General features: G+C 70.4%; 25 protein-coding genes. 10 read left to right on the top strand and 15 right to left on the bottom strand.

Going from position 1 to position 17,157, the window contains the following annotated elements; translation table 11 throughout:
• Nucleotides 1-63 precede the first annotated feature (63 nt).
• Together ACTJK8_RS06425 and ACTJK8_RS06420 are read left to right on the top strand one after the other, a co-directional pair.
• Nucleotides 64-963, top strand: a complete 900-nt coding sequence (locus ACTJK8_RS06425; RefSeq protein ID WP_440761715.1) for a cupin domain-containing protein — start codon at nt 64-66, stop codon at nt 961-963.
• A 356-nt stretch (nt 964-1,319) separates the two neighbouring features.
• On the top strand, nt 1,320-2,498 hold the full coding sequence (locus ACTJK8_RS06420) for a DUF1624 domain-containing protein (RefSeq protein WP_012319086.1): 1,179 nt from the start codon (nt 1,320-1,322) through the stop codon (nt 2,496-2,498).
• A 61-nt stretch (nt 2,499-2,559) separates the two neighbouring features.
• Here the strand turns inward: ACTJK8_RS06420 and ybaL are convergent, their stop codons facing one another.
• The 5 genes from ybaL to ACTJK8_RS06395 all read right to left on the bottom strand — a co-directional run bounded on the left by ybaL (nt 2,560) and on the right by ACTJK8_RS06395 (nt 7,708).
• A complete protein-coding gene (ybaL, locus tag ACTJK8_RS06415) occupies nt 2,560-4,434 on the bottom strand; it encodes a YbaL family putative K(+) efflux transporter (RefSeq protein WP_059408935.1) in 1,875 nt (624 codons plus the stop codon).
• A 478-nt stretch (nt 4,435-4,912) separates the two neighbouring features.
• The gene (locus tag ACTJK8_RS06410) at nt 4,913-5,308 is read right to left on the bottom strand and encodes a hypothetical protein (RefSeq protein WP_234742019.1); all 396 of its coding nucleotides are present in this window, start codon (nt 5,306-5,308) and stop codon (nt 4,913-4,915) included.
• 107 nt (nt 5,309-5,415) lie between these two features.
• The gene (locus tag ACTJK8_RS06405; RefSeq protein WP_012319089.1) at nt 5,416-5,964 is read right to left on the bottom strand and encodes an HD domain-containing protein; all 549 of its coding nucleotides are present in this window, start codon (nt 5,962-5,964) and stop codon (nt 5,416-5,418) included.
• A 55-nt stretch (nt 5,965-6,019) separates the two neighbouring features.
• Nucleotides 6,020-6,220: a hypothetical protein gene (locus ACTJK8_RS06400; RefSeq protein WP_059408933.1), complete on the bottom strand. Its 201-nt coding sequence runs from the start codon at nt 6,218-6,220 to the stop codon at nt 6,020-6,022.
• Between the two features lie 279 nt (nt 6,221-6,499).
• The gene (locus tag ACTJK8_RS06395; RefSeq protein WP_440761714.1) at nt 6,500-7,708 is read right to left on the bottom strand and encodes a tyrosine-type recombinase/integrase; all 1,209 of its coding nucleotides are present in this window, start codon (nt 7,706-7,708) and stop codon (nt 6,500-6,502) included.
• A 394-nt stretch (nt 7,709-8,102) separates the two neighbouring features.
• Between ACTJK8_RS06395 and ACTJK8_RS06390 the strand changes: the two genes are divergently transcribed.
• On the top strand, nt 8,103-8,315 hold the full coding sequence (locus ACTJK8_RS06390) for a hypothetical protein (RefSeq protein ID WP_440761713.1): 213 nt from the start codon (nt 8,103-8,105) through the stop codon (nt 8,313-8,315).
• Between the two features lie 19 nt (nt 8,316-8,334).
• Here the strand turns inward: ACTJK8_RS06390 and ACTJK8_RS06385 are convergent, their stop codons facing one another.
• From ACTJK8_RS06385 to ACTJK8_RS06345, 9 genes are read right to left on the bottom strand one after another with little or no spacing between them, the layout of a single operon-like run.
• Entirely contained in the window at nt 8,335-9,612 is a 1,278-nt protein-coding gene (locus ACTJK8_RS06385) for a phosphoadenosine phosphosulfate reductase domain-containing protein (protein ID WP_440761712.1), read from the bottom strand.
• The gene (locus ACTJK8_RS06380) at nt 9,612-9,755 is read right to left on the bottom strand and encodes a hypothetical protein (protein ID WP_440761711.1); all 144 of its coding nucleotides are present in this window, start codon (nt 9,753-9,755) and stop codon (nt 9,612-9,614) included. Before ACTJK8_RS06380 ends, ACTJK8_RS06385 begins: the two co-directional genes overlap by 1 nt.
• On the bottom strand, nt 9,755-10,435 hold the full coding sequence (locus tag ACTJK8_RS06375; RefSeq protein WP_440761710.1) for a hypothetical protein: 681 nt from the start codon (nt 10,433-10,435) through the stop codon (nt 9,755-9,757). Before ACTJK8_RS06375 ends, ACTJK8_RS06380 begins: the two co-directional genes overlap by 1 nt.
• Nucleotides 10,432-11,154, bottom strand: coding sequence for a YqaJ viral recombinase family protein (locus tag ACTJK8_RS06370; RefSeq protein WP_440761709.1), 723 nt, complete (start codon nt 11,152-11,154; stop codon nt 10,432-10,434). The genes ACTJK8_RS06375 and ACTJK8_RS06370 overlap by 4 nt, the downstream gene beginning before the upstream one ends.
• Nucleotides 11,155-11,164: 10 nt before the next feature.
• Nucleotides 11,165-11,443, bottom strand: coding sequence for a hypothetical protein (locus ACTJK8_RS06365; RefSeq protein WP_440761708.1), 279 nt, complete (start codon nt 11,441-11,443; stop codon nt 11,165-11,167).
• Nucleotides 11,444-11,446: 3 nt separating this feature from the next.
• On the bottom strand, nt 11,447-11,809 hold the full coding sequence (locus ACTJK8_RS06360) for a hypothetical protein (protein ID WP_440761707.1): 363 nt from the start codon (nt 11,807-11,809) through the stop codon (nt 11,447-11,449).
• Entirely contained in the window at nt 11,806-12,186 is a 381-nt protein-coding gene (locus ACTJK8_RS06355; RefSeq protein WP_440761706.1) for a hypothetical protein, read from the bottom strand. Before ACTJK8_RS06355 ends, ACTJK8_RS06360 begins: the two co-directional genes overlap by 4 nt.
• Entirely contained in the window at nt 12,183-12,401 is a 219-nt protein-coding gene (locus ACTJK8_RS06350) for a hypothetical protein (protein ID WP_440761705.1), read from the bottom strand. Before ACTJK8_RS06350 ends, ACTJK8_RS06355 begins: the two co-directional genes overlap by 4 nt.
• Nucleotides 12,402-12,403: 2 nt before the next feature.
• On the bottom strand, nt 12,404-12,778 hold the full coding sequence (locus tag ACTJK8_RS06345; RefSeq protein WP_440761704.1) for a helix-turn-helix domain-containing protein: 375 nt from the start codon (nt 12,776-12,778) through the stop codon (nt 12,404-12,406).
• Nucleotides 12,779-13,253: 475 nt separating this feature from the next.
• On the opposite strand from ACTJK8_RS06345, the gene ACTJK8_RS06340 reads away from it, so the two are divergent.
• Nucleotides 13,254-13,394, top strand: a complete 141-nt coding sequence (locus ACTJK8_RS06340; RefSeq protein WP_440761703.1) for a hypothetical protein — start codon at nt 13,254-13,256, stop codon at nt 13,392-13,394.
• Here ACTJK8_RS06340 and ACTJK8_RS06335 read toward each other — a convergent pair.
• Nucleotides 13,391-14,077, bottom strand: coding sequence for a S24 family peptidase (locus ACTJK8_RS06335; RefSeq protein WP_440761702.1), 687 nt, complete (start codon nt 14,075-14,077; stop codon nt 13,391-13,393). The genes ACTJK8_RS06340 and ACTJK8_RS06335 overlap by 4 nt on opposite strands.
• On the opposite strand from ACTJK8_RS06335, the gene ACTJK8_RS06330 reads away from it, so the two are divergent.
• The 6 genes from ACTJK8_RS06330 (at nt 14,076) to ACTJK8_RS06305 (ending at nt 17,154) form a co-directional block, all read left to right on the top strand.
• Entirely contained in the window at nt 14,076-14,303 is a 228-nt protein-coding gene (locus ACTJK8_RS06330) for a hypothetical protein (protein WP_440761701.1), read from the top strand. The genes ACTJK8_RS06335 and ACTJK8_RS06330 overlap by 2 nt on opposite strands.
• Nucleotides 14,304-14,463: 160 nt before the next feature.
• Entirely contained in the window at nt 14,464-14,970 is a 507-nt protein-coding gene (locus ACTJK8_RS06325) for a hypothetical protein (protein ID WP_440761700.1), read from the top strand.
• A 446-nt stretch (nt 14,971-15,416) separates the two neighbouring features.
• Nucleotides 15,417-15,881, top strand: coding sequence for a hypothetical protein (locus tag ACTJK8_RS06320; protein WP_440761699.1), 465 nt, complete (start codon nt 15,417-15,419; stop codon nt 15,879-15,881).
• Between the two features lie 2 nt (nt 15,882-15,883).
• Nucleotides 15,884-16,189: a Gp49 family protein gene (locus tag ACTJK8_RS06315; protein ID WP_427507859.1), complete on the top strand. Its 306-nt coding sequence runs from the start codon at nt 15,884-15,886 to the stop codon at nt 16,187-16,189.
• Nucleotides 16,190-16,191: 2 nt separating this feature from the next.
• Complete coding sequence (locus ACTJK8_RS06310; RefSeq protein WP_440761698.1) at nt 16,192-16,485, top strand: hypothetical protein; 294 nt, start codon at nt 16,192-16,194, stop codon at nt 16,483-16,485.
• A 90-nt stretch (nt 16,486-16,575) separates the two neighbouring features.
• Nucleotides 16,576-17,154: a hypothetical protein gene (locus ACTJK8_RS06305; RefSeq protein WP_440761697.1), complete on the top strand. Its 579-nt coding sequence runs from the start codon at nt 16,576-16,578 to the stop codon at nt 17,152-17,154.
• The last annotated feature ends 3 nt before the right edge of the window (nt 17,155-17,157 follow it).

Here is a 17,157-nt window from a genome sequence, read left to right as displayed (position 1 = left end):
TAGGGAGCGCGGGCCGGACCCGATACGTGCGCAAGTCCGGTTCGCATTGGCGAGCGTCCGAGAATGCCCGATCCGCTCACCCAGGTGGTCGGCCTCCTCCGGCCGAGTGCCCCGCTGTCCAAACTCGTCACCGGATCCGGCCTCTGGGCGGTGCGGCGCGCGGATTCCGGTCGGCCGTTCTACGCCGCCGTGCTCGAGGGCGGGTGCCGTCTCGCGATCGACGGCGAGGCCGGGATCGTGCTCCGAGAGGGCGACTTCGTCCTCATTCCCGCGGCCCACGCGTTCACCACCACGAGCCTCGACCCGCCGCGGCGCGCCGCGCCGCCTCCCGTCGAGGTGGCCCCCGGCGTGTTCCGGCTCGGCGCCGCCGAGGGGCCGCCGAACGTCCGGATGCTCGTGGGGCACTGCGTCTTCGCGTCGAGCGACGCGGACCTGCTCGTGTCGCTGCTGCCCCGGTACGTGCATGTCCGCGGCGCCGCCCGGCTGACCACCCTGCTCGGCCTCGTGAACGAGGAGACGCGCGCCGACCGGCCGGGCCGCGACGTGGTCCTCGCCCGCCTGCTGGAGGTCGTGCTGATCGAGGCGCTGCGCGCCACAGCCGGGCCGGCGGCGCCCTCGGGATTGGTGCGCGGCCTCGCCGACGACCGGCTCGCCGCCGCGCTGCGGCTCATGCACGACCGGCCGACGGAGAGCTGGACGGTGGCCGCGCTCGCGCGGGAAGCGGGGCTCTCCCGGTCCACGTTCTTCGAGCGGTTCCGCCGCGCGGTCGGGGTCGCGCCGATGGCGTACCTGCTGGCGTGGCGGATGGCGCTGGCGAAGGATCTGCTGAGCCGCGAGGCGATCGGGATGGCCGAGGTGGCCGAGCGGGTGGGCTACAGTTCGGCGAGCACGTTCAGCGTCGCCTTCGCCCGGCACGTCGGCCGGCCGCCGGTCCGGTACGCGATCGGGCGGCCGGCGCGGTGATCCGGGCCGGCTGACCGTGCCCGGGCGCGACGAGGCGGTGGCCTCATTCCGGCCCGACACCGGCATCGACGGGGCCAGTCGACCCTTCGCCCCGAGGCCGGGTTCGGCTACGAGACCGGCATCGCGCTCGACCGTCGCATCCGCGGCGGCGTGACCGACGCGCCTCGCCCCTTCGCGCAGGAGAACGTCCTGATCACCGATCCGCCGGCCCTCCGCTCCCAGATCGTTGCCGGTGCCGGCCGCCGCCGGGACCGCGCCGGTCGGGGGGCGTCGGCGTCCCGCGCGATCGCCGGCGGCGTCCGAGCCGGCATCGGCGCGCGCCTGCGGGGCGCACTCCGCACGACGGCGCGCTCCTGATGGTCTCTCGTTCCGTGGCGCCCGCCGCCGCGACCGGCGGCCCGGCGGCATCCCGGCGCATCGGCTCCATCGACGCCCTGCGCGGGCTGGTCATGCTGCTGATGCTCGTCGACCACGTGCGGGAGTTCTTCTACCTGCACGCGCAGGTCCGCGACCCGATGGACCTCGCCGCGACGCCGCCCGACCTGTTCCTGACGCGGGCGGCCTCGCACCTCTGCGCGCCGGTCTTCGTCCTGCTCACCGGCCTCTCGGCCTGCCTCTACGGGCAGAAGCACGGCCGGCGGTCGACCGCCGCCTTCCTGCTCAAGCGCGGGCTGCTCCTGATCCTGCTGGAGGTGACGCTCGTCAGCTTCGCCTGGGCCGGCAGCGTCCGACCGTCGATCCTCTACCTGCAGGTGATCTGGGTGATCGGCCTCTGCATGGTGGCGCTGGCCGGGCTCCTCTGGCTGCCGCGGCTCGCCCTCGTGGCCGGGGCCCTGGCGCTGATGCTCGGCCACAACCTGCTCGACGGGATCGCGATCCGGGCGGACGAGCCGGGCTACGTGCTCTGGTCGATCCTGCATCAGCGCGGGATGATCGCGCTGCCCTGGGGCGGCCTGGCGCGGACCTCGTACCCGCTCCTGCCCTGGATCGGCGTGATCGCGGCGGGCTACGCCCTCGGGCCGCTCTTCGCCGGCGGGGTCGATCCCGCGCGCCGGCGCGCGCGGCTCCTCGGGCTGGGGGCGGCCGCCCTGGTCGGTTTCCTCGCCCTGCGCGTGCTCAACGGCTACGGCGAACCGGTGCCGTGGCAGCCGGGGGCCACGCCGCTCGCCACCGCCCTGTCCTTCGTCAACCTGACCAAGTACCCGCCCTCGGCCGATTTCCTGCTGCTGACGCTCGGGCTCGGCCTCGGCCTGCTGGCGCTGTTCGAGACGCTGCCGCAGCGGCTCCTGGGCGGCCTGCGCGTCTTCGGCGGCGCGCCGCTGTTCTTCTACCTGCTGCACCTCGCGCTGCTGCGCTTCCTCTACGACGGTGCCGCGGCGCTGGGCCTCGCCGGAGCGTCGGGACGGGTGGAGGCCGGCTCGCCCCTCGCGCTCTGGCTCATCGCGGCCGCCGTGAGCGTTCCCCTCTGGTTGGCGTGCCGCGCCATGGTGCGCCTGAAGCGGGCCTCGACCTGGCCGGCCCTGAGCTACCTCTGACGGCGGCTCCCCGCGCTCCGGCCGGGGCCGGTCAAGACCGGGCCGCCCTCGTGCTCCCGCGTCAGGACAGGTCCGCCCCGTCGCGGTCGTGCTGGTGGCGCAACTCGGGGCTTCCCCTCACCGGCCCGACCGTCCGCTCCGCGTCGCTCCGGCTCTCCGCGCGGGCCGTGTCGATGAAGACGCGGGCCTCGCCCTCCCGCACGCCGAGACTGCGCAGCGCGTAGAAGGACATGCCGAGGGCGAGCTCCCGCTCGCCCATCAGCACGAGGCCGACGCCGTCCTCCTCGAGATGGCGTCGCTCCGCCTCGCTGTGCGTGCGGACCACGGTGTCGATCCCCGGATTGGCCGCGCGCGCGGCCTCGACGAGCCGGCGGGCCTGGTGCGCGTCGGGCGTGGCGACGACGAGCAGGCGCGCCGTGCCGATGCCGGCCGCTTCGAGGATGCCGGGCGCCGTCGCGTCGCCGAACACGGCCTGCGTGCCCGCCGCGCGCAGGGCCAGCACGCGGCGCCGGTCGCGCTCCACCACGACGTAGGGCAGGTCCCAGGTCTCCAGCGTCGCGCCGATGCTGCTGCCGACGCGTCCGAAGCCGACGATCACGACGTGGTCCCGGCGCGGCGGCTCCCCGCCCGAGACGGCGACGTCGACCACGCCCTCGCGCTCGAAGCGGGCGGCGAGCTCGGGCCGGTCGGCGAAGGCCTGCTCGATCCGGGCCGCCAGGGCGAAGAAGAGCGGGTTGAGCGTGATCGACAGCAGGGCTCCGCCCAGGATCAGGTTCCGCCCTTCCTCCGGCAGGAGCTTCAGCGACAGCCCGAGCGACACCAGGATGAAGGAGAACTCGCCGATCTGGGCGAGGCTCGCGGCGATCGTCAGGGCCGTGCCCAGCGGGTGCCGGAAGGCCAGCACGATGGCGACCGCCGCCAGGGACTTGCCCACCATGATCACGCCGAGCACCGCCAGGACCGAGAGCGGCGCGCGCACGAGGATGCCCGGATCGAACAGCATGCCGACGGAGACGAAGAACAGGACCGCGAAGGCGTCCTGCAGCGGCAGCGAGTCGGCGGCCGCCTTGTGGCTGAGATCGGACTCGGCGAGCACCATCCCGGCGAAGAACGCCCCGAGCGCGAAGGAGACTCCGAACAGCTCCGCCGAGCCGAAGGCGATGCCCAGGGCCAGGGCCAGGACCGCCAGGGTGAACAGCTCCCGCGAGCCGGTGCGCGCCGCCTGATCGAGCAGCCAGGGCACGAAGCGGCGTCCGCCGACCAGCATCAGCGCCGCGAAGACGGCGACCTTGGCGAGCGTCAGAGCGACGGTCAGCGCGAGGCTCTGCGCGCGGTCGGGTCCGACGAGCTGGGCCACGAGGTCCGTGAGCGCGTGGGCCGTGCCGTGCCCGAGGCCGCGGGCCTCGCCGCCGAGCGAAGGCGCGAGGGCGGGCAGGACCACGAGGGTCAGCACCATCGCCAGATCCTCGACGATGAGCCAGCCCACCGCGATGCGGCCGTTATCCGTGTCGAGGAGGCCGCGCTCCTCCAGCGCGCGGAGCAGGACGACCGTGCTCGCGACAGAGAGGGCGAGGCCGAAGACCAGGCCCTGGCCGAGGGTCCAGCCCCAGGCGAGGGCCAGGCCGATGCCCATGGCGGTCGCCGCCGTGATCTGCACCACCGCGCCGGGCAGGGCGATGGCGCGCACGGCCATCAGGTCCTTGAAGGAGAAGTGCAGCCCGACCCCGAACATCAGCAGGATGACGCCGATCTCCGCGAGCTGGCCCGTGAGGTTGCTGTCGCCCACGAAGCCCGGCGTGTAGGGGCCGACGAGGACGCCCGCGACCAGGTAGCCGACCAGAGGCGGCAGCCTGAGGCGCTGCGCGACCATCCCGCAGATGAAGGCGAGGGTCAGCCCGAGGGCGATGACGGCGATCAGTTCGGTCGCGTGCGGCACAGGGTCTTCACCTCCGAGGGGCGATGCGGGTCGGGCGGAGCGAGCCTTCTCGACTGGCGAACGCGATTCAACCCTCTTCCGGCCGAACAGCTGTGCGGATCGCCGTCAGCGATCGCCGCGTCCCATCCGGGCGTTGCGAGACCACGGCCGCCGCGCCGCGATGGTCGGGCGGCCGGCGCCGCCCGCGTCTCCAATCGCGGCCATCGTGCAGGGATCCGGCGCGCGGTCGCGGGCCGAGGCGGGTCGGGGCGGGACGATCGGCCGGGACCCGGCACCCGCGGCTTCACCGCTGCCGCGACCGGGCGCCGTCGGAGGCCGCGCCACATGCGCATGTGTCCGGTGGTGCCCGCGACCGGCGGCGCGGCCGCTGCGTGCCCCGCCCCGCGGGTCGCGGGCCGGCCCGCGCCGGAGGGAGAGACGCCGCCGGCCGACGCGGATGCAGGCGCGTGGCCGGTCTCCGGCAGGGCCGGCGATGGACCTAAGATCCGGGGAGGATCGACGCGAGATCCGTGAAGCCCTGCGCCTCGCTCGTGAACAGGGCCACGAGCAGCAAGCACAGGCCGCCGAGGAGCGCGACCCCGGCCGTGGCGCCGACCAGATCCGACGTCCGAATGGCCGGCTCGGCTCGCCGGCTGAACAGCAAGGCTCGCCCTCTGCGAGTGTTCGGATACGTGCGGCCCACGTGCTGCCTCCCCAAAATCGAGGCCCCCTGTATTAACGGTCCCATCATCGGGTCTTCATCCGCGCGCGCGCGGCGGTCTGCGGCGGGGATTGTGAAACGCGTGCGCTCACGCACGCTCTCGGTCTGCAGAGAAGATCGGTTGATCTTCCGGAAAATGTCCGGTTCTTCAGGATGTCCCGTGGCGGACCGCATCGCGCGGTCCGGGCACGCGGATCGACGCGGCGGCTGATCCCGTCCCGACCGGGCCGCCCGACGGTGCCGTGCCGCTCCCGGCGGCGGTGCCTTCGGAGGGCGCCGGGCTAACGCGGCCTGTCGCCCTCGACCGTCGTCGGCGAACCGAGCCAGCCCTTCGCCGCGGCCGCTGTGCGCAGGCTGGCCTTGGCCGGTTCGTACTTGAGGATGAGCTGCTCCCGAGTCTCCGCGGCGAGGAGCGCCAGACGCCCGGGATCCGAATTGTCCTCCAGGTCGGCGAGCTTCACGAGCGTGGCCCGAAGGGTGCCCACCTTCGCGATGTTGTTGATCCAGGCCGCGTAGGTGACGCGCCCACCGGGCTTCGTGAGCATGGCGACCGAGGTCAGCACGTTGTCGCTGAAGCCCTCTTTGGCCAAGTGGCCGAACCCGTAGCTGGTATCCTCGACCACATCGTGCAGCCATGCGGCTTGCACCGCCTCGTCCCGCTCCAGATCGGACCAGGACGGGCACCCTTCCGACAGCCTGAGCACGCCGGCAACGACCCGCGCCAGATGCTCGATGTACGGCCTGCCGGCTTTGTCGACTTGGCCTCGGTGGACGACGGTGGCCACCGTCTGGGCATCGGCCGCGGTCCGGCGGAGGGGCGGCAGGATCACGCGCTCATCCTTTCACCGGATGTGCCAGCGGGGCGGTCCGGGCCATGTACCGCGCTCAGCCCGACACGAACAGCATCATCATCCGCGCCGCCGCCGCGATCTGCTCGACGGAGGCTTCCGGCATGTCGGCAACCACCTTCTCGACGATGCTCCGGGCGATGCCATCGCAGAGGCCGGCGCCCAGCGCGAACGTGCTGAGACGAACCAGCACGCTCTCGGCGATCTTCGTCCGCTTCTGATCGGGCACGTCGCTCATGTCGGTCTCGGAAAGCCCATGATGACCGCGGCCATCACCCTCGTGCGGCGAAGCCCCGGCGCGGTGTCGGTGTCGGCGCGCAGGCTCCTCGCCTGAGAGCGCCGGCGCCGGAGGGCGTTCGGGCCAGAGCGGATTTCCGCGCCGCGGGCAAACGCCACGCGCGACCCGGCCGCCCGCTCAATCCCGGTCCCGAACGTCCTGTTTTCCTTGGGAAATTTGGCTGGGGCGCCAGGATTCGAACCTGGGAATGGCGGTACCAAAAGCCAATGTCCCCAAGTGCTAACCTCTTGCCCGCCTTCGCTTTTCCAAATCAGTCCGCTGACCCTGTGCCGGTTTTTGTGCAACGATCGGCAGGCCGGTCGCGGCGTCGATCTCCTGCGGGAATGACCCGCCTTCCCCTGTGCCGGGATTTGTGCCGACTCCATGCGCCGCTGCGCGCCGGGCCTCAACCTCCAAAAATGCATAGGCCCGTTCGGTCTGGACGACGCTGCGGTGGCCGAGCTGATCGCGCACCATCTCCATCGTCCACTTCTCCTCTTGGAGGAGCCGGCAGCCGTGGGTCCGGCGCAGGTCGTGCCAGCGCAGGTCCTTCACCTTCGCCCGGTCGGCCGCGTTCCGGAGCCCGCGGTCCAGGTGATTGAACCGCTCGCCGTCGTTGCGCTCCGGCCGCGCCGCTGCTGCTGCCCGAGCAGCTCCGCGCTTCGTCGTCGCCGCCCCGTGATGGAACACGTACGGGCTGGTCAGATGCCGCGGCATCCGGGCGAGCACCTTGAGCGCCGGCTTCAGCAGGATCACCGTGCGCTCACGCTTGCCCTTGGCGGTCTCGGCCGAGACGGTGAGCTGCTTCCGGGCGAGGTCGATCTGCGGCCACGTGAGCGAAAATTGCTCCTCCTGGCGCAGGCCGGTGTAGATCGCGAACAGAATTGCGTCACGGACGTAGGGCACTGCCGAATCCAGCAGCCTCCCCTCCTCCGCCCGGTTGAGGTAGCGGGTGCGCGGAGGCGCCTCGCGCAGCCCGCGCTTCGCTCGCTGCTTGAGGAACGGGATCACCGGGTTGAGGTCGGCCCACTCGTTCTCGATCGCGAAGCCGAAGATCGTCGACAGGCAGGCGAGGTCGCGCCGCACCGTTGGAGCCGACGCGCCGGCCGTGCGCCGCGCGGTCTCGAACTCCTTCAGATCCTTGGCCCGCAGTTCGAGGAGCAGGCTGCCCTTGAAGTGCTCGTTCAGCCAGTTGATCGACACCCCGTAGCGGCGGAGCGTGCTGGGGCGCAGTGACGGCCCGTGGTCGGTGATGAACGACGCGATGACGGCGTTCAGCGTCAGCCGCGGCTTCCCGCCCCACGCTTGGGCTTCGAGGTCGGAGAGCCAGACCGCAAGACGTTGGCGAGCAACGCTTTCAGATCGTGTTCCGAGGGATTCGCGGATGTCCTGGCCGTTCTTCTGGATCCGGCCCCACCACGTCTTACCGCGGAGGTAGATGTCGGCCATTCTGGCACCGTCCTCGTCGAAGCATCCCACCACTGACGCACGGCACGCAGGTCGAACACCCACGATGACCGCGGACCGAACGGCTGTCGAGCACCGGGGATTCGCCCGGCCGCAGCCTGACGGATCCAGTGCCGTTCGGTGAAGCCGAATTCGCGCACCAGGTCGGCGGCGCTGGCCAACTGCTCACGCGGCATCGCCCCATCCCCCTCCCTTCAGCCCGACGTCGCGCGGGATGGTGCTGGACTCGGCCATGCTGCTACTCCGCGATCAGAAAGAAGAGGGCCGAAAAACTGTTCTTTCGATGCGCTTTCACGGATTTGAAAAATTGACCGAATTTACGAAACTGATCAATCAATAGTCTCGTGCTCAGATCCTGTTCGAGGAGGTCCGAGCCATGACGATCACCACCTCGATCAACGCCGTTGGGCCGGTGAGGGCGACGGAGATGATCCAATCGGCGCAAGCTGAGGCCGCACTCGAACACAGATCGGGACTGCACACCGTTACGGCGGCGGTGCAAGGACCCGATGATGAGAGCATTCAGGAGAAGAAGGACGGTCTGAACCTTCCGCCATCGCAGAAGCGTGTGGTCGACATCACCGTCTGAGACCAACCCGAACATTCTGCTACTCCGCGGGCGTGAGGTCGGTGTGGTCAGTGAATAGGAGTGGCTGCACGGACCCGTCCGAGAAGACGGCATCGAGCGGCACGTCCGCGGTCGGCTCTTCGCCGGTCCACCGCTGTGGCCACGTGCCGGCGGCGATCAGCTCGCGAATGCGTGTTTCCTCCTCGGCGTTGAGCAGGTCGACGCGCGGCCGGCCGAGCCGGTCAGCCTCGACGTTGCAGGCGGACTGGATGGCGAGGATCCGGTCGAGCGCGTCGAGGCGCGCAGGCAGGGTGATCGGGCCCATCCGCTGCTGGTTCGGCACCAGCGTTCCGTCCTTGCGGGTCTCGCCGCCGGGCTGGCGCAGCCGGTTCCGGGCGAGCCGCAGCTCCCGGTAGATCGAGCGCAGGCCCAGCAGCGGCGCGAGGTACGACCAGGCCGGCAGGGCGACGACCGCCTCGAGCGCCTTGTCCCGGGCGGCCAGCGGGCAGCCGACGCAGCCGGTGCGCGCGTTCGCCTCCTCGGCCTCGTCGCCTCCGTAGGCGTCGGCCAGCATCGCCGTCGCCCAGCCGCCATAGGCGCGCATCGGCGCGTAGACCCGCAGCCAGTCCCAGACGTTGCAGACCCGCCAGTGCAGGATCGGCGCGAGGGTCGCGAGGCGCCCGCGGACGCCCTTCATGTTGGGGAGGACCTGCTGGTACCAGCCCTGCCCGCACTCGGCCCCGTCCTTCGAGCAGCTCATCTCGATCCGCCGGTCGCGGATCGCGCTCTCGCCCTGGCGGACGCCGGTGATCGTCAGAACCGTGTCGGTCTCGGGCAGGCCGGCGAGGTCGGCCTCGATCGCGGCCGCCATCGGGTCGATCTTGATCTGCCGAGTGCACCAGCGGAGCGTGTTGTTGTTCGGCGGCGGGACGCCGCGGCCGAGGATGTAGACGAGGAATCGGCGGTCGAGCGGCGCGGTGACGACGCGGAGCCGGATCCACGGGAAGCGGGCGAGCCGCGCCATGACGTCGGCCGCGGCGATCGCGAGCGGCGTCAGCTCCTGGCGAGTGTCGGCATAGTAGACGGTCAGCGTCTTCGGCGGCGCAAGCCGGCCGGCCTCGATCAGGTGGACGATCAGGGTCAGCGTCGCGGTCGAGTCCTTCCCGCCGGACCAAGCCATGGCCCAGCGCTCGTGCTGCGGGCCATAGGTCTGGAGCGAGGCGAGGGTCATCTCGACGGCGTCGTCGTAGACCAGGCGCTCGGCCGTCAGCGCGAAGAGGTCGTGCTGCCGCGAGCCGCGGAGGATCGGGGCAACCATCAGCGGTCGCCCTCCCCGCGCTGGGAGGCGGTGCGCGCGGCGTCCTCGGCCTTGAGGGCGCGGTCCGAGGACATGAGGCCCCAGGCGGCCAGGGCCAGGACGGCCGTGACACCGCAGCCGATGAAGAAGCTCGGCCAGCACATCAGGCGGCCTGCTCGTCTGCAGGCGCGAAGCCGGGGAAGCCATCGTCGTCGGCGACGTCCGCGCCGGCTGCGATCCGCTCCAGCTCGGCGCCGATCTCGTCGAGGACGCGATCAGCCCGCTCGGGAAGCCCGTCGCGGAACGCTCGCAGCGCATCGCTACCCTTGGCGGCCTCGAGCCTGGCAGCGGCGAACATTCGCTCGCGCGGGCCCGGCTGGCGCGTGCCCCCCTGCTCCTCGCCGGCAGGCGCGGCTTCGCCTTTCGGCTGCTCCAGGGCAGGCCTGCGCTCCTCGGCCAGCGGCTTGACCGTGAAGGGCTTGCGGCTCGCCCGGGTCACCGTGAGCGCCATCGTCACCGCCGAGGAGATCCCCGACATGTGGCTGATCCGGATCCCGCCGACGGCCGCGCCGCCGAACTGCACGGCGTCGTCCCGGTAGAGCGTCATCCGACGGCCGGCGTAGGTGGCACCGTCCTGCCCCCAGATCCGCAGGAGCACGCGGCGCATCGACTTGCCGGGCTTGTACGGCTTGCCGCCGTCGCCCTCGAAGTAGATCGCGATCGGCTGGTCCGGCTCCTTCATCTTCGACACGCGCGTGACCGTGATGGTCCGCGGGCCGCCGATCAGGTCGTCGGCGTTGAGCTGGTCGCTCTTGGGCGCGACCGTCTGCGAGATGTCGATCACGCCAGGATCTCCCGTTCGACGCGCTGGGTGGGGATGGCTCCGGCGGAGGCGACGGCATCGCGGTAGCGGCTCATCGCGTCCCGGAGGCGCTGCTCGAAGTCGCCGGCAGCGGAGATGATCGCGTCCTGGATCGTCTCGTCCGGGTAGGCGCGGATCACCGCGAGCGGCAGGCCGCCGGAATACGAGACGAGGTCACACCAGAGCCGCTCGGAGACGAGGAGGCCGGTCTGGATCTGGAGGGCGTACTCGGCCGGGATCGTGCTCTCGGGCACGTGCTCGAGGAAGGTCTGGACCTGGTACTTCTGCCGGCGCGACTTGCACTCCACGAGGCCGTCGGTGCCGACCAGCGCGTCGGGCGAGTAGCCGAGCGTGAAGCCCCAACGGTCGTTGGTGATGAAGCCGACGGTCTCGGTCTCGGCGTAGTGCCGCGCGTAGAGCGTGAGCGCCTCGACCTCGTCGTCGCGTCCGCGCAGCATGTCGTCGCTGACGTACCGCGGCTCGACGAACTTGGTGATCCGCTGGGCGAGCAGCTCGTAAAGGTGCGAGCGCTCCTTCTCGTTCTTGGCCGCCTTGAGGGTCGGCGTCAGGATCAGCGTCATCTCGCTGGCGGTGAGCATCCCGCAGCGGGCGGCGATCCACTCGTCGGTGCCCTGGTAGAGGTCGGCGTGGATGCGCACGGTGGACGGGCGCGCGGGGGCGTCGGGGGCGAGCAAGGCCATGGGGCGCTCCTCAGAAGGGGATGTCGTCTGCTCGGGGCGCGGCATGGCCGGCGTCTCCGAGCCGCTCTTGGACGGCCCAGTCGAATTGCTCGCGCGCCAAGGTATTCCACGGCACGCGGCAAACGACTTCGTTGAGATTTCCGGGATCGAAGTTCGCCTTCGCGTAGATCTTGCGTGCTTCTTCTTCCGAATACAGGCCGGCTTCGTGGGTCAGCGTGGTGTAGCCGCTGTGGTTCGGCTTCCACCACATGCCGCGCTCGTTCGACCAGATGAGGTAGCGAACCTGCACGGCTCAATCCCCTGCCCGCTTGGCCTGGCGCTCCAGCCAGCCGCGGATCTTCGCGTCGTCGGTCTGGACGAGGACGGATTCCCCGGTGTCCCGGGTGAAGGACAGGCCGAACCCAGCGGAGCGGGATGCGAGCGCGATACGCCGGTCGCTGCCGCCCCGGATCGTCATGATGACGTTGCCGCGGCGCCAGCGGCTTCGGCTCTGGCCGACCTGGACGTGGATGGTCTCGTCCGGCGGCAGCAGGGCGAGTGCCTGCGCCGACGTGAGACGGTGATCCTCGGTGGCAGTCGGGCGGGTTTCTGGGGCGGCAAGCGCCAAGGCCGCTGGCAGCGCGAGGGCGAGGTCGAGATAGCTGACGATGCTCATCGCGCACCTGCCAGCTTCGCGGTGAGGCGGCCGGCTGAGATCTCCACCTTCTGGTGGACCTCGGCGATGCGGCCCTTGATGCTCTCCAGCTTGTCGAGGTCGTAGCTCTGACCGGCACCGCGCTCGACGGCGCGCTCGACGTGCCACGCCATCATCGCGAGGCTCTCGATCAAGCCGTCCAGGCCGGAGATGCCGGCACCGAGCTCGCCGACGGAGTGGGCCTGATCGAAGGCGGATACCCGCGCGGCGATCTCGTCGACGGTGACACCCGGCGCCAGACGAACGAGGGGCTGATCCACGGCGACGCTTTCGACGAGGTGCGGGGCGACCTTGGGTAGATGGCCGAAGGCGGCGCGGATGGGGTGCTGGGCGTTCATGCGGCCTCCAAGAGTTGCTGGGCCTCGAAATCCGCGATGGCGGCCAGCTCGTCGGCGGCTTCCAGCACGAGGGAATCGGCGTGGTCCTGGGCGGCGAAACAGGCCTCGGCCCAGCAGTCGAAGGCGTCACCGAGGGGCCCGTAGGGGCCGCGCAGGGCGTAGCCGGCGGAGGAGCCGGTGATCCGGTAGCCGGCGGGGAGGTCGAGGAGCGCCATAGTCAGCCGGCCTCGGCTATGAAGGCGATCGCGCGCGGGCTGGTCAGTTCCCCAGCCACCAGTCGCGCCTCGAAGTAGAGGTCGGCTGCTCTCAGGAGATGCTCGCGAGCCCTGTCGACGGTCTGCGGGACACTCAGCGGCGCGGGCGGCTCGGGCGCGTCGAAGAAGGACGCGATCGGCGCCCCGGTGAGCTTGGCGATGATGCTCAGCGCGATCGCGCTGATGCGGTTCGTGCCCTTCTCGTACTTCTGGAGCTGAGCGGCCGAGACTCCGATCGCGGCGGCGACGGTGCGCTGGGTGAGGCGAGCCCGGATCCGAGCGGCGCAGATGCGCTCGCCGATGCGGATGTCGACGTCGGTTGCGGGTTGGCCGGCCATGTCAGCGGCCCCAGCCGAGGGACATGCCGACAGCCGGCATGCCGAACGCGAGGAGGACCGCGCTGACTGCGATCAGGGTGAGGACGAGATCTGCGGGGGCATCGAGCATCTGCGGCTCCATCGGCTCGTCGGGGGACGATGGCGGATACTACGCATCGTGCGTAACGAATGTCAACGCATTATGCGTAGCACACCGTTGTGAGGTGGCGCTCTCTGCGCAGAATGCGTTGTCCACAGCCGTGCACAGCCCAACCCACGGGAGTGTCGCGAGGATTCCATCGATCCCGGATCGCGTGGGACTATGTTCTTGCTTCGTTCTGTTTTGGGTGCCAGCCTATAAAGGCCGAAGCAGACATCAGGATCAGCAATGGCTCATGCGCAGTATCACGCCGTACAGCCGTTCATACGTGGCGGCCGGGGAGCGATATCGGCCGGACCTATCCGGCAGTGCCCAAGTCCAGAGGCTGCGAAGCGCTTGGCTGAACGTCTCGTCGAAGAGAATAAGGCGGTAGGTGCTCTGGCCTACTCGCGTCCGGGAGCGAGCAGCGCGGACGAATTCGCCGAACCGACGTTTCTCGCGCGGATCGGCGAGGTGCCCGAGACCGACGATTTCTAGCGCGGCTTGATCCAGGCGACCTTGGCAGACCAAGTGATCTCTTCGACCTCGATGGGCGGCAATCCGCCTGTCGAGACGAGGAGATAGGGACCGCTGTCGCGCCCGCGAAACACCTTTTTCACGTAGACTTCGTCCTCCGAAATCCACACGACGCAGAGTTGTCCGATCCACTCGTCGGGCAATCCGCGAACTCGCTGGTCGTAGTAGATCAGCCAATCATCCTCGGCGAGGCCGGGCATCGAGTCGCCTCGGACGCGGGCTGCTACTGTATCCGGCGAGGATCCTGGAGGCCGCGGCGCCCGGTCATATCCGCCCTGCGGCTCGCCGTTGAAGACAATGCGCGCACCTGCGCCTACGTCGCCAACGATCGGCACCGTATCGTCCTTCGGCGCATCCAGTCGGGGGCCACCCTCCAGGATCCATTCCCAGCGCGTCTTGAAGGCGGCCGCATATCGCTTGGCTGTCTCTCTGCTGGGATTTCGATCGCCGTTTTCGTGTCCGAGATAGGTGGGCACAGCCCATCCGAATGCTCGCGCAGCTTCGGTAGCCGTGCCGAAGCCGGCCTTCTTCCGCAAGTACTGTAGGCGCTCAGCAATCGAGTCCATGGTCGGCGCATCGCACAACGCGTTACGCATTGTGCGTTGACACTTGCTACGCATCAGGCGTAGCGTGCCGATCGCCATGAGATCTGTCGCTGACATCATCGCTTCGCTGGGCGGCCCGACAGCCTTCGGTGTGATCTGTGGGTTCACCAAGAACCCCGGGGCGCGTGGCAGCGACATGCGCCAGCGCGGTTCGATCCCGGTCGTCTACTGGCCTCGCGTGGTCGAAGCCGCGCAGGCCAAGGGGCTGGCAATCGACAACGATGTTCTCGTCCGGGTGCACCAGCCTCGGACTGAGGCCGCGTGATGGGCACGGCATGCCTCTTCCTCGGTGCGTGGTCCGTCCTGAGCTGCACCGCTGGGCGCGCCCTGATCTCGGGTGGTCCGTCTGACGCGCTGGTCCGACGCGCGAGCCACGTCGGCCTCGTCGTCGGCGCCGGGCTGATCGTCTGCGGAGGAGCGCTCCGGTGAGCGCCGCCCCTCGCCTTTCGCCGCGTGCCCCTGCCGTCGCCAGCGTCGAGGCCGCGGCCTCGGTGGCGGTCTCCTACCTGGAGCCCACCGTGACCGACGCGAAGACCCTACTGGCCCTTGGCTGCGCCTGCCGTCGCGCTGCGGGCGCATTCGCGATCCTGGCGTCGCGTCTCGCCATCGAGGTCGAGCGCGGCGAGCATCCGGACACCGGCGCACCGGCCGAGATGGCGCAGCAGGCCCTCGACCTGGAGCGCGCCGCGCAGCACCTCCAAGCCCAAGCCCAGGACCCCGAGCTGCTGGCGCTCCTGCAGCACCGGGACCAGTTCGCCGACCTGGTGCGCATGGCCCAGGCCATGGACCGCGGGCTCAGCTTCGTTCCGGTCGAGCCGGTCGCCGCCCGGACGTCCAGCCCCGCGGACGTTGTCGTTGTCGGGCAGGACAACGCCGCCTCGCTTCGCGAGCGGATGGGCCGTGGTCTGGCGCGCCTGAAGAGGCGCGCCTGAGATGTCGTTGCCGATCGCCATGGCCGGTTCTGCCATCCTCGTCCGCGCCAAGAATAACGCGTCCGCCGGATCAGTGTCGCTCAGGGCGAATGCTGGCCTGTGCATGGTTTCACCTCATCGTGCCGGGCTTCACCGGCCGATCGCCTGCCCGCACCTTCCCCTCCGTTTCGACAACGGCGGGCAGGCGTCCCTCATTGCCCATCGCAGCGGTCGCAGGCTCGCGCCTCCCGCCAGCGAGCGACCCGGCCGAGACCATCGCAATCTCGGACCCTCGGCCGGGTCGTCCCTCCTCCTGCGCGCCCGTCCCTGCCGCCAAGCCGGCGGTCGCGCTGTGTGTCGTGCGTACCCTCAAGAACTCCCTCTGCATGTCGGCCCTCTCCGTCCGTGGTCGCAAGTAACCACGGACGGATTTGCTGATGTGCAAAAGGTTTTTGCGGAAGGCTCAAATGTCGGACGCTGACGTGATGCGGGCGCGGAGCGCCTTCGACGAGCTGTTGCGCTTCGAGGTCCGCGGACCAGGCGACACGGCCAACGCCATGCGCCGGATCGCGACGCGCGCGGCCATCCCCTTCGGGAAGCTGTGGGCGCTCCGGTACCGGCCGCCCAAGGAAATCGCCTCGCACATCCTGTCCCGGATCGAGGCCGCCCACGCCGCCGAATGCGAGCGGCAACTCAGGAGGCTCGCCCATGACATCGAGGTCACCGCCGCGGTCGCCGGGTCTGCGCACCCTGCTGTGGCTGAGGCTGAGGCTGTTCTTCGCACGGCGGCAGGCCCTGCTCCGCGCCGTCCAGGACGGGCGGCCGCATCGGCACTGGTCCGTCCGGATGCTCGCCCGCTTGTGCCGCGCCTGCCGGGTGCGGGTGATCTGACGGACCTGCCGCTGTGGCGGGCCGCGAACGAGGAGAAGTGAGCATGTCGAGCGACGAGACCAAGCTGGAGGCCGAGCTGCAGGCGAAGGGGCTGAACGCGCCCCGCCTGACGCCCGATCACATCGACGGCCGCATCGTCAGCGCGGCCTATCACGTGTTCCCGGGTACGACACTGACGGTCTGCGCGCTCACCTTGCGCAACGGCTTCATCGTCACCGGCACCAGCGCGGCCGCGTCGCCCGAGAACTTCGATCCGGCGATTGGCGAGCAGATCGCGCACCGGAATGCCCGCGAGCGCATCTGGGAGCTGGAAGGCTACCTGCTCCGCGAGCGGTTAGCGGCGGCCTGACCATGTCCGACGGCACCTTCGTCACCACCCTGCCCGGCCACTTCGCGACGCTCCGCCAGGGCGTCGAGAGACACGTGCCCGAGACTGGCGCGAACCGGCCGGTCCGCATGTGTCTCGTCGCGCTGCTCGGTTGGGCGGAGGGCCTTGCGCTGACGCTGGTGGCGTTGTCGCCGACGCCTCCGGTCCAGCAGCAACTCCACGCGCCGCTCGGCGATCGCTCGCCCGTCGTCGAGGAGCCGCTCGTCCCGCGCCGCGGTCATGACCCGCGTCTGCCGGGCAACCGCCCGCACCCCTGACCCCGAAACGAGAACCGCCCGGCCTGCTGTGGGAGCGGGTGCCGGGCGGTCTGAACCGAATGGGCGTGGTGCCCATCCATGGAGAGAGCAATGGAAGCCACAACAGACGCGGTCGCGCAAGCCGAAGCCGCTGTAGAGCTCGGCATCGAGACCTTGCGGGGCGACATCCGCGACCGGATCCTCGACAACATCTGCCGGCAGATGCCGTGCTGGACCAAGATGTCCGAGCACGAGCAGCGGCTGATGATCGGCCGCTGCGACGAGGTCGCCGGGAAGACGGTGCGCGAGGCCATCAAGGTCGTCGCGCATCAGGGCTTCGACCACTTGGTGGTCTCGACCGGCAAGTGGACCGTGAAGGACGGCCTCAAGCTCGAGGTCGGCGCCTCCGGCTCGGTCGACGACATCACGAAGCTGGCCGAGCACGGCGCGAAGCCTGCGGTCCTCGTCCTGGCGGAGCCGAGCGTCTTCTTCGGCCAGCGCGCCGATGCGGTCGCGGACAAGGATCAGCCCGACCTGCCTATCGACGAGGGCGACGAGGCCGAGGACGGCGACGAGGAGGGTGAGGGCGACGAGGGCGACGCCGAGGGCGAAGCCGATCGCTCGCCTCTGCCGGAGCCGCCCGCCCGCGAGACCCGGTCGCGCCGCACGCGCGAACCCGCGGACGCTTGAGCC

It is taken from the genome of Methylobacterium sp. 22177, assembly GCF_052045615.1.
Lineage (GTDB): Bacteria > Pseudomonadota > Alphaproteobacteria > Rhizobiales > Beijerinckiaceae > Methylobacterium > Methylobacterium radiotolerans.
Note: the sequence above shows the minus strand (reverse complement) of the source record. Positions and strands in the feature narration are given on the sequence as shown.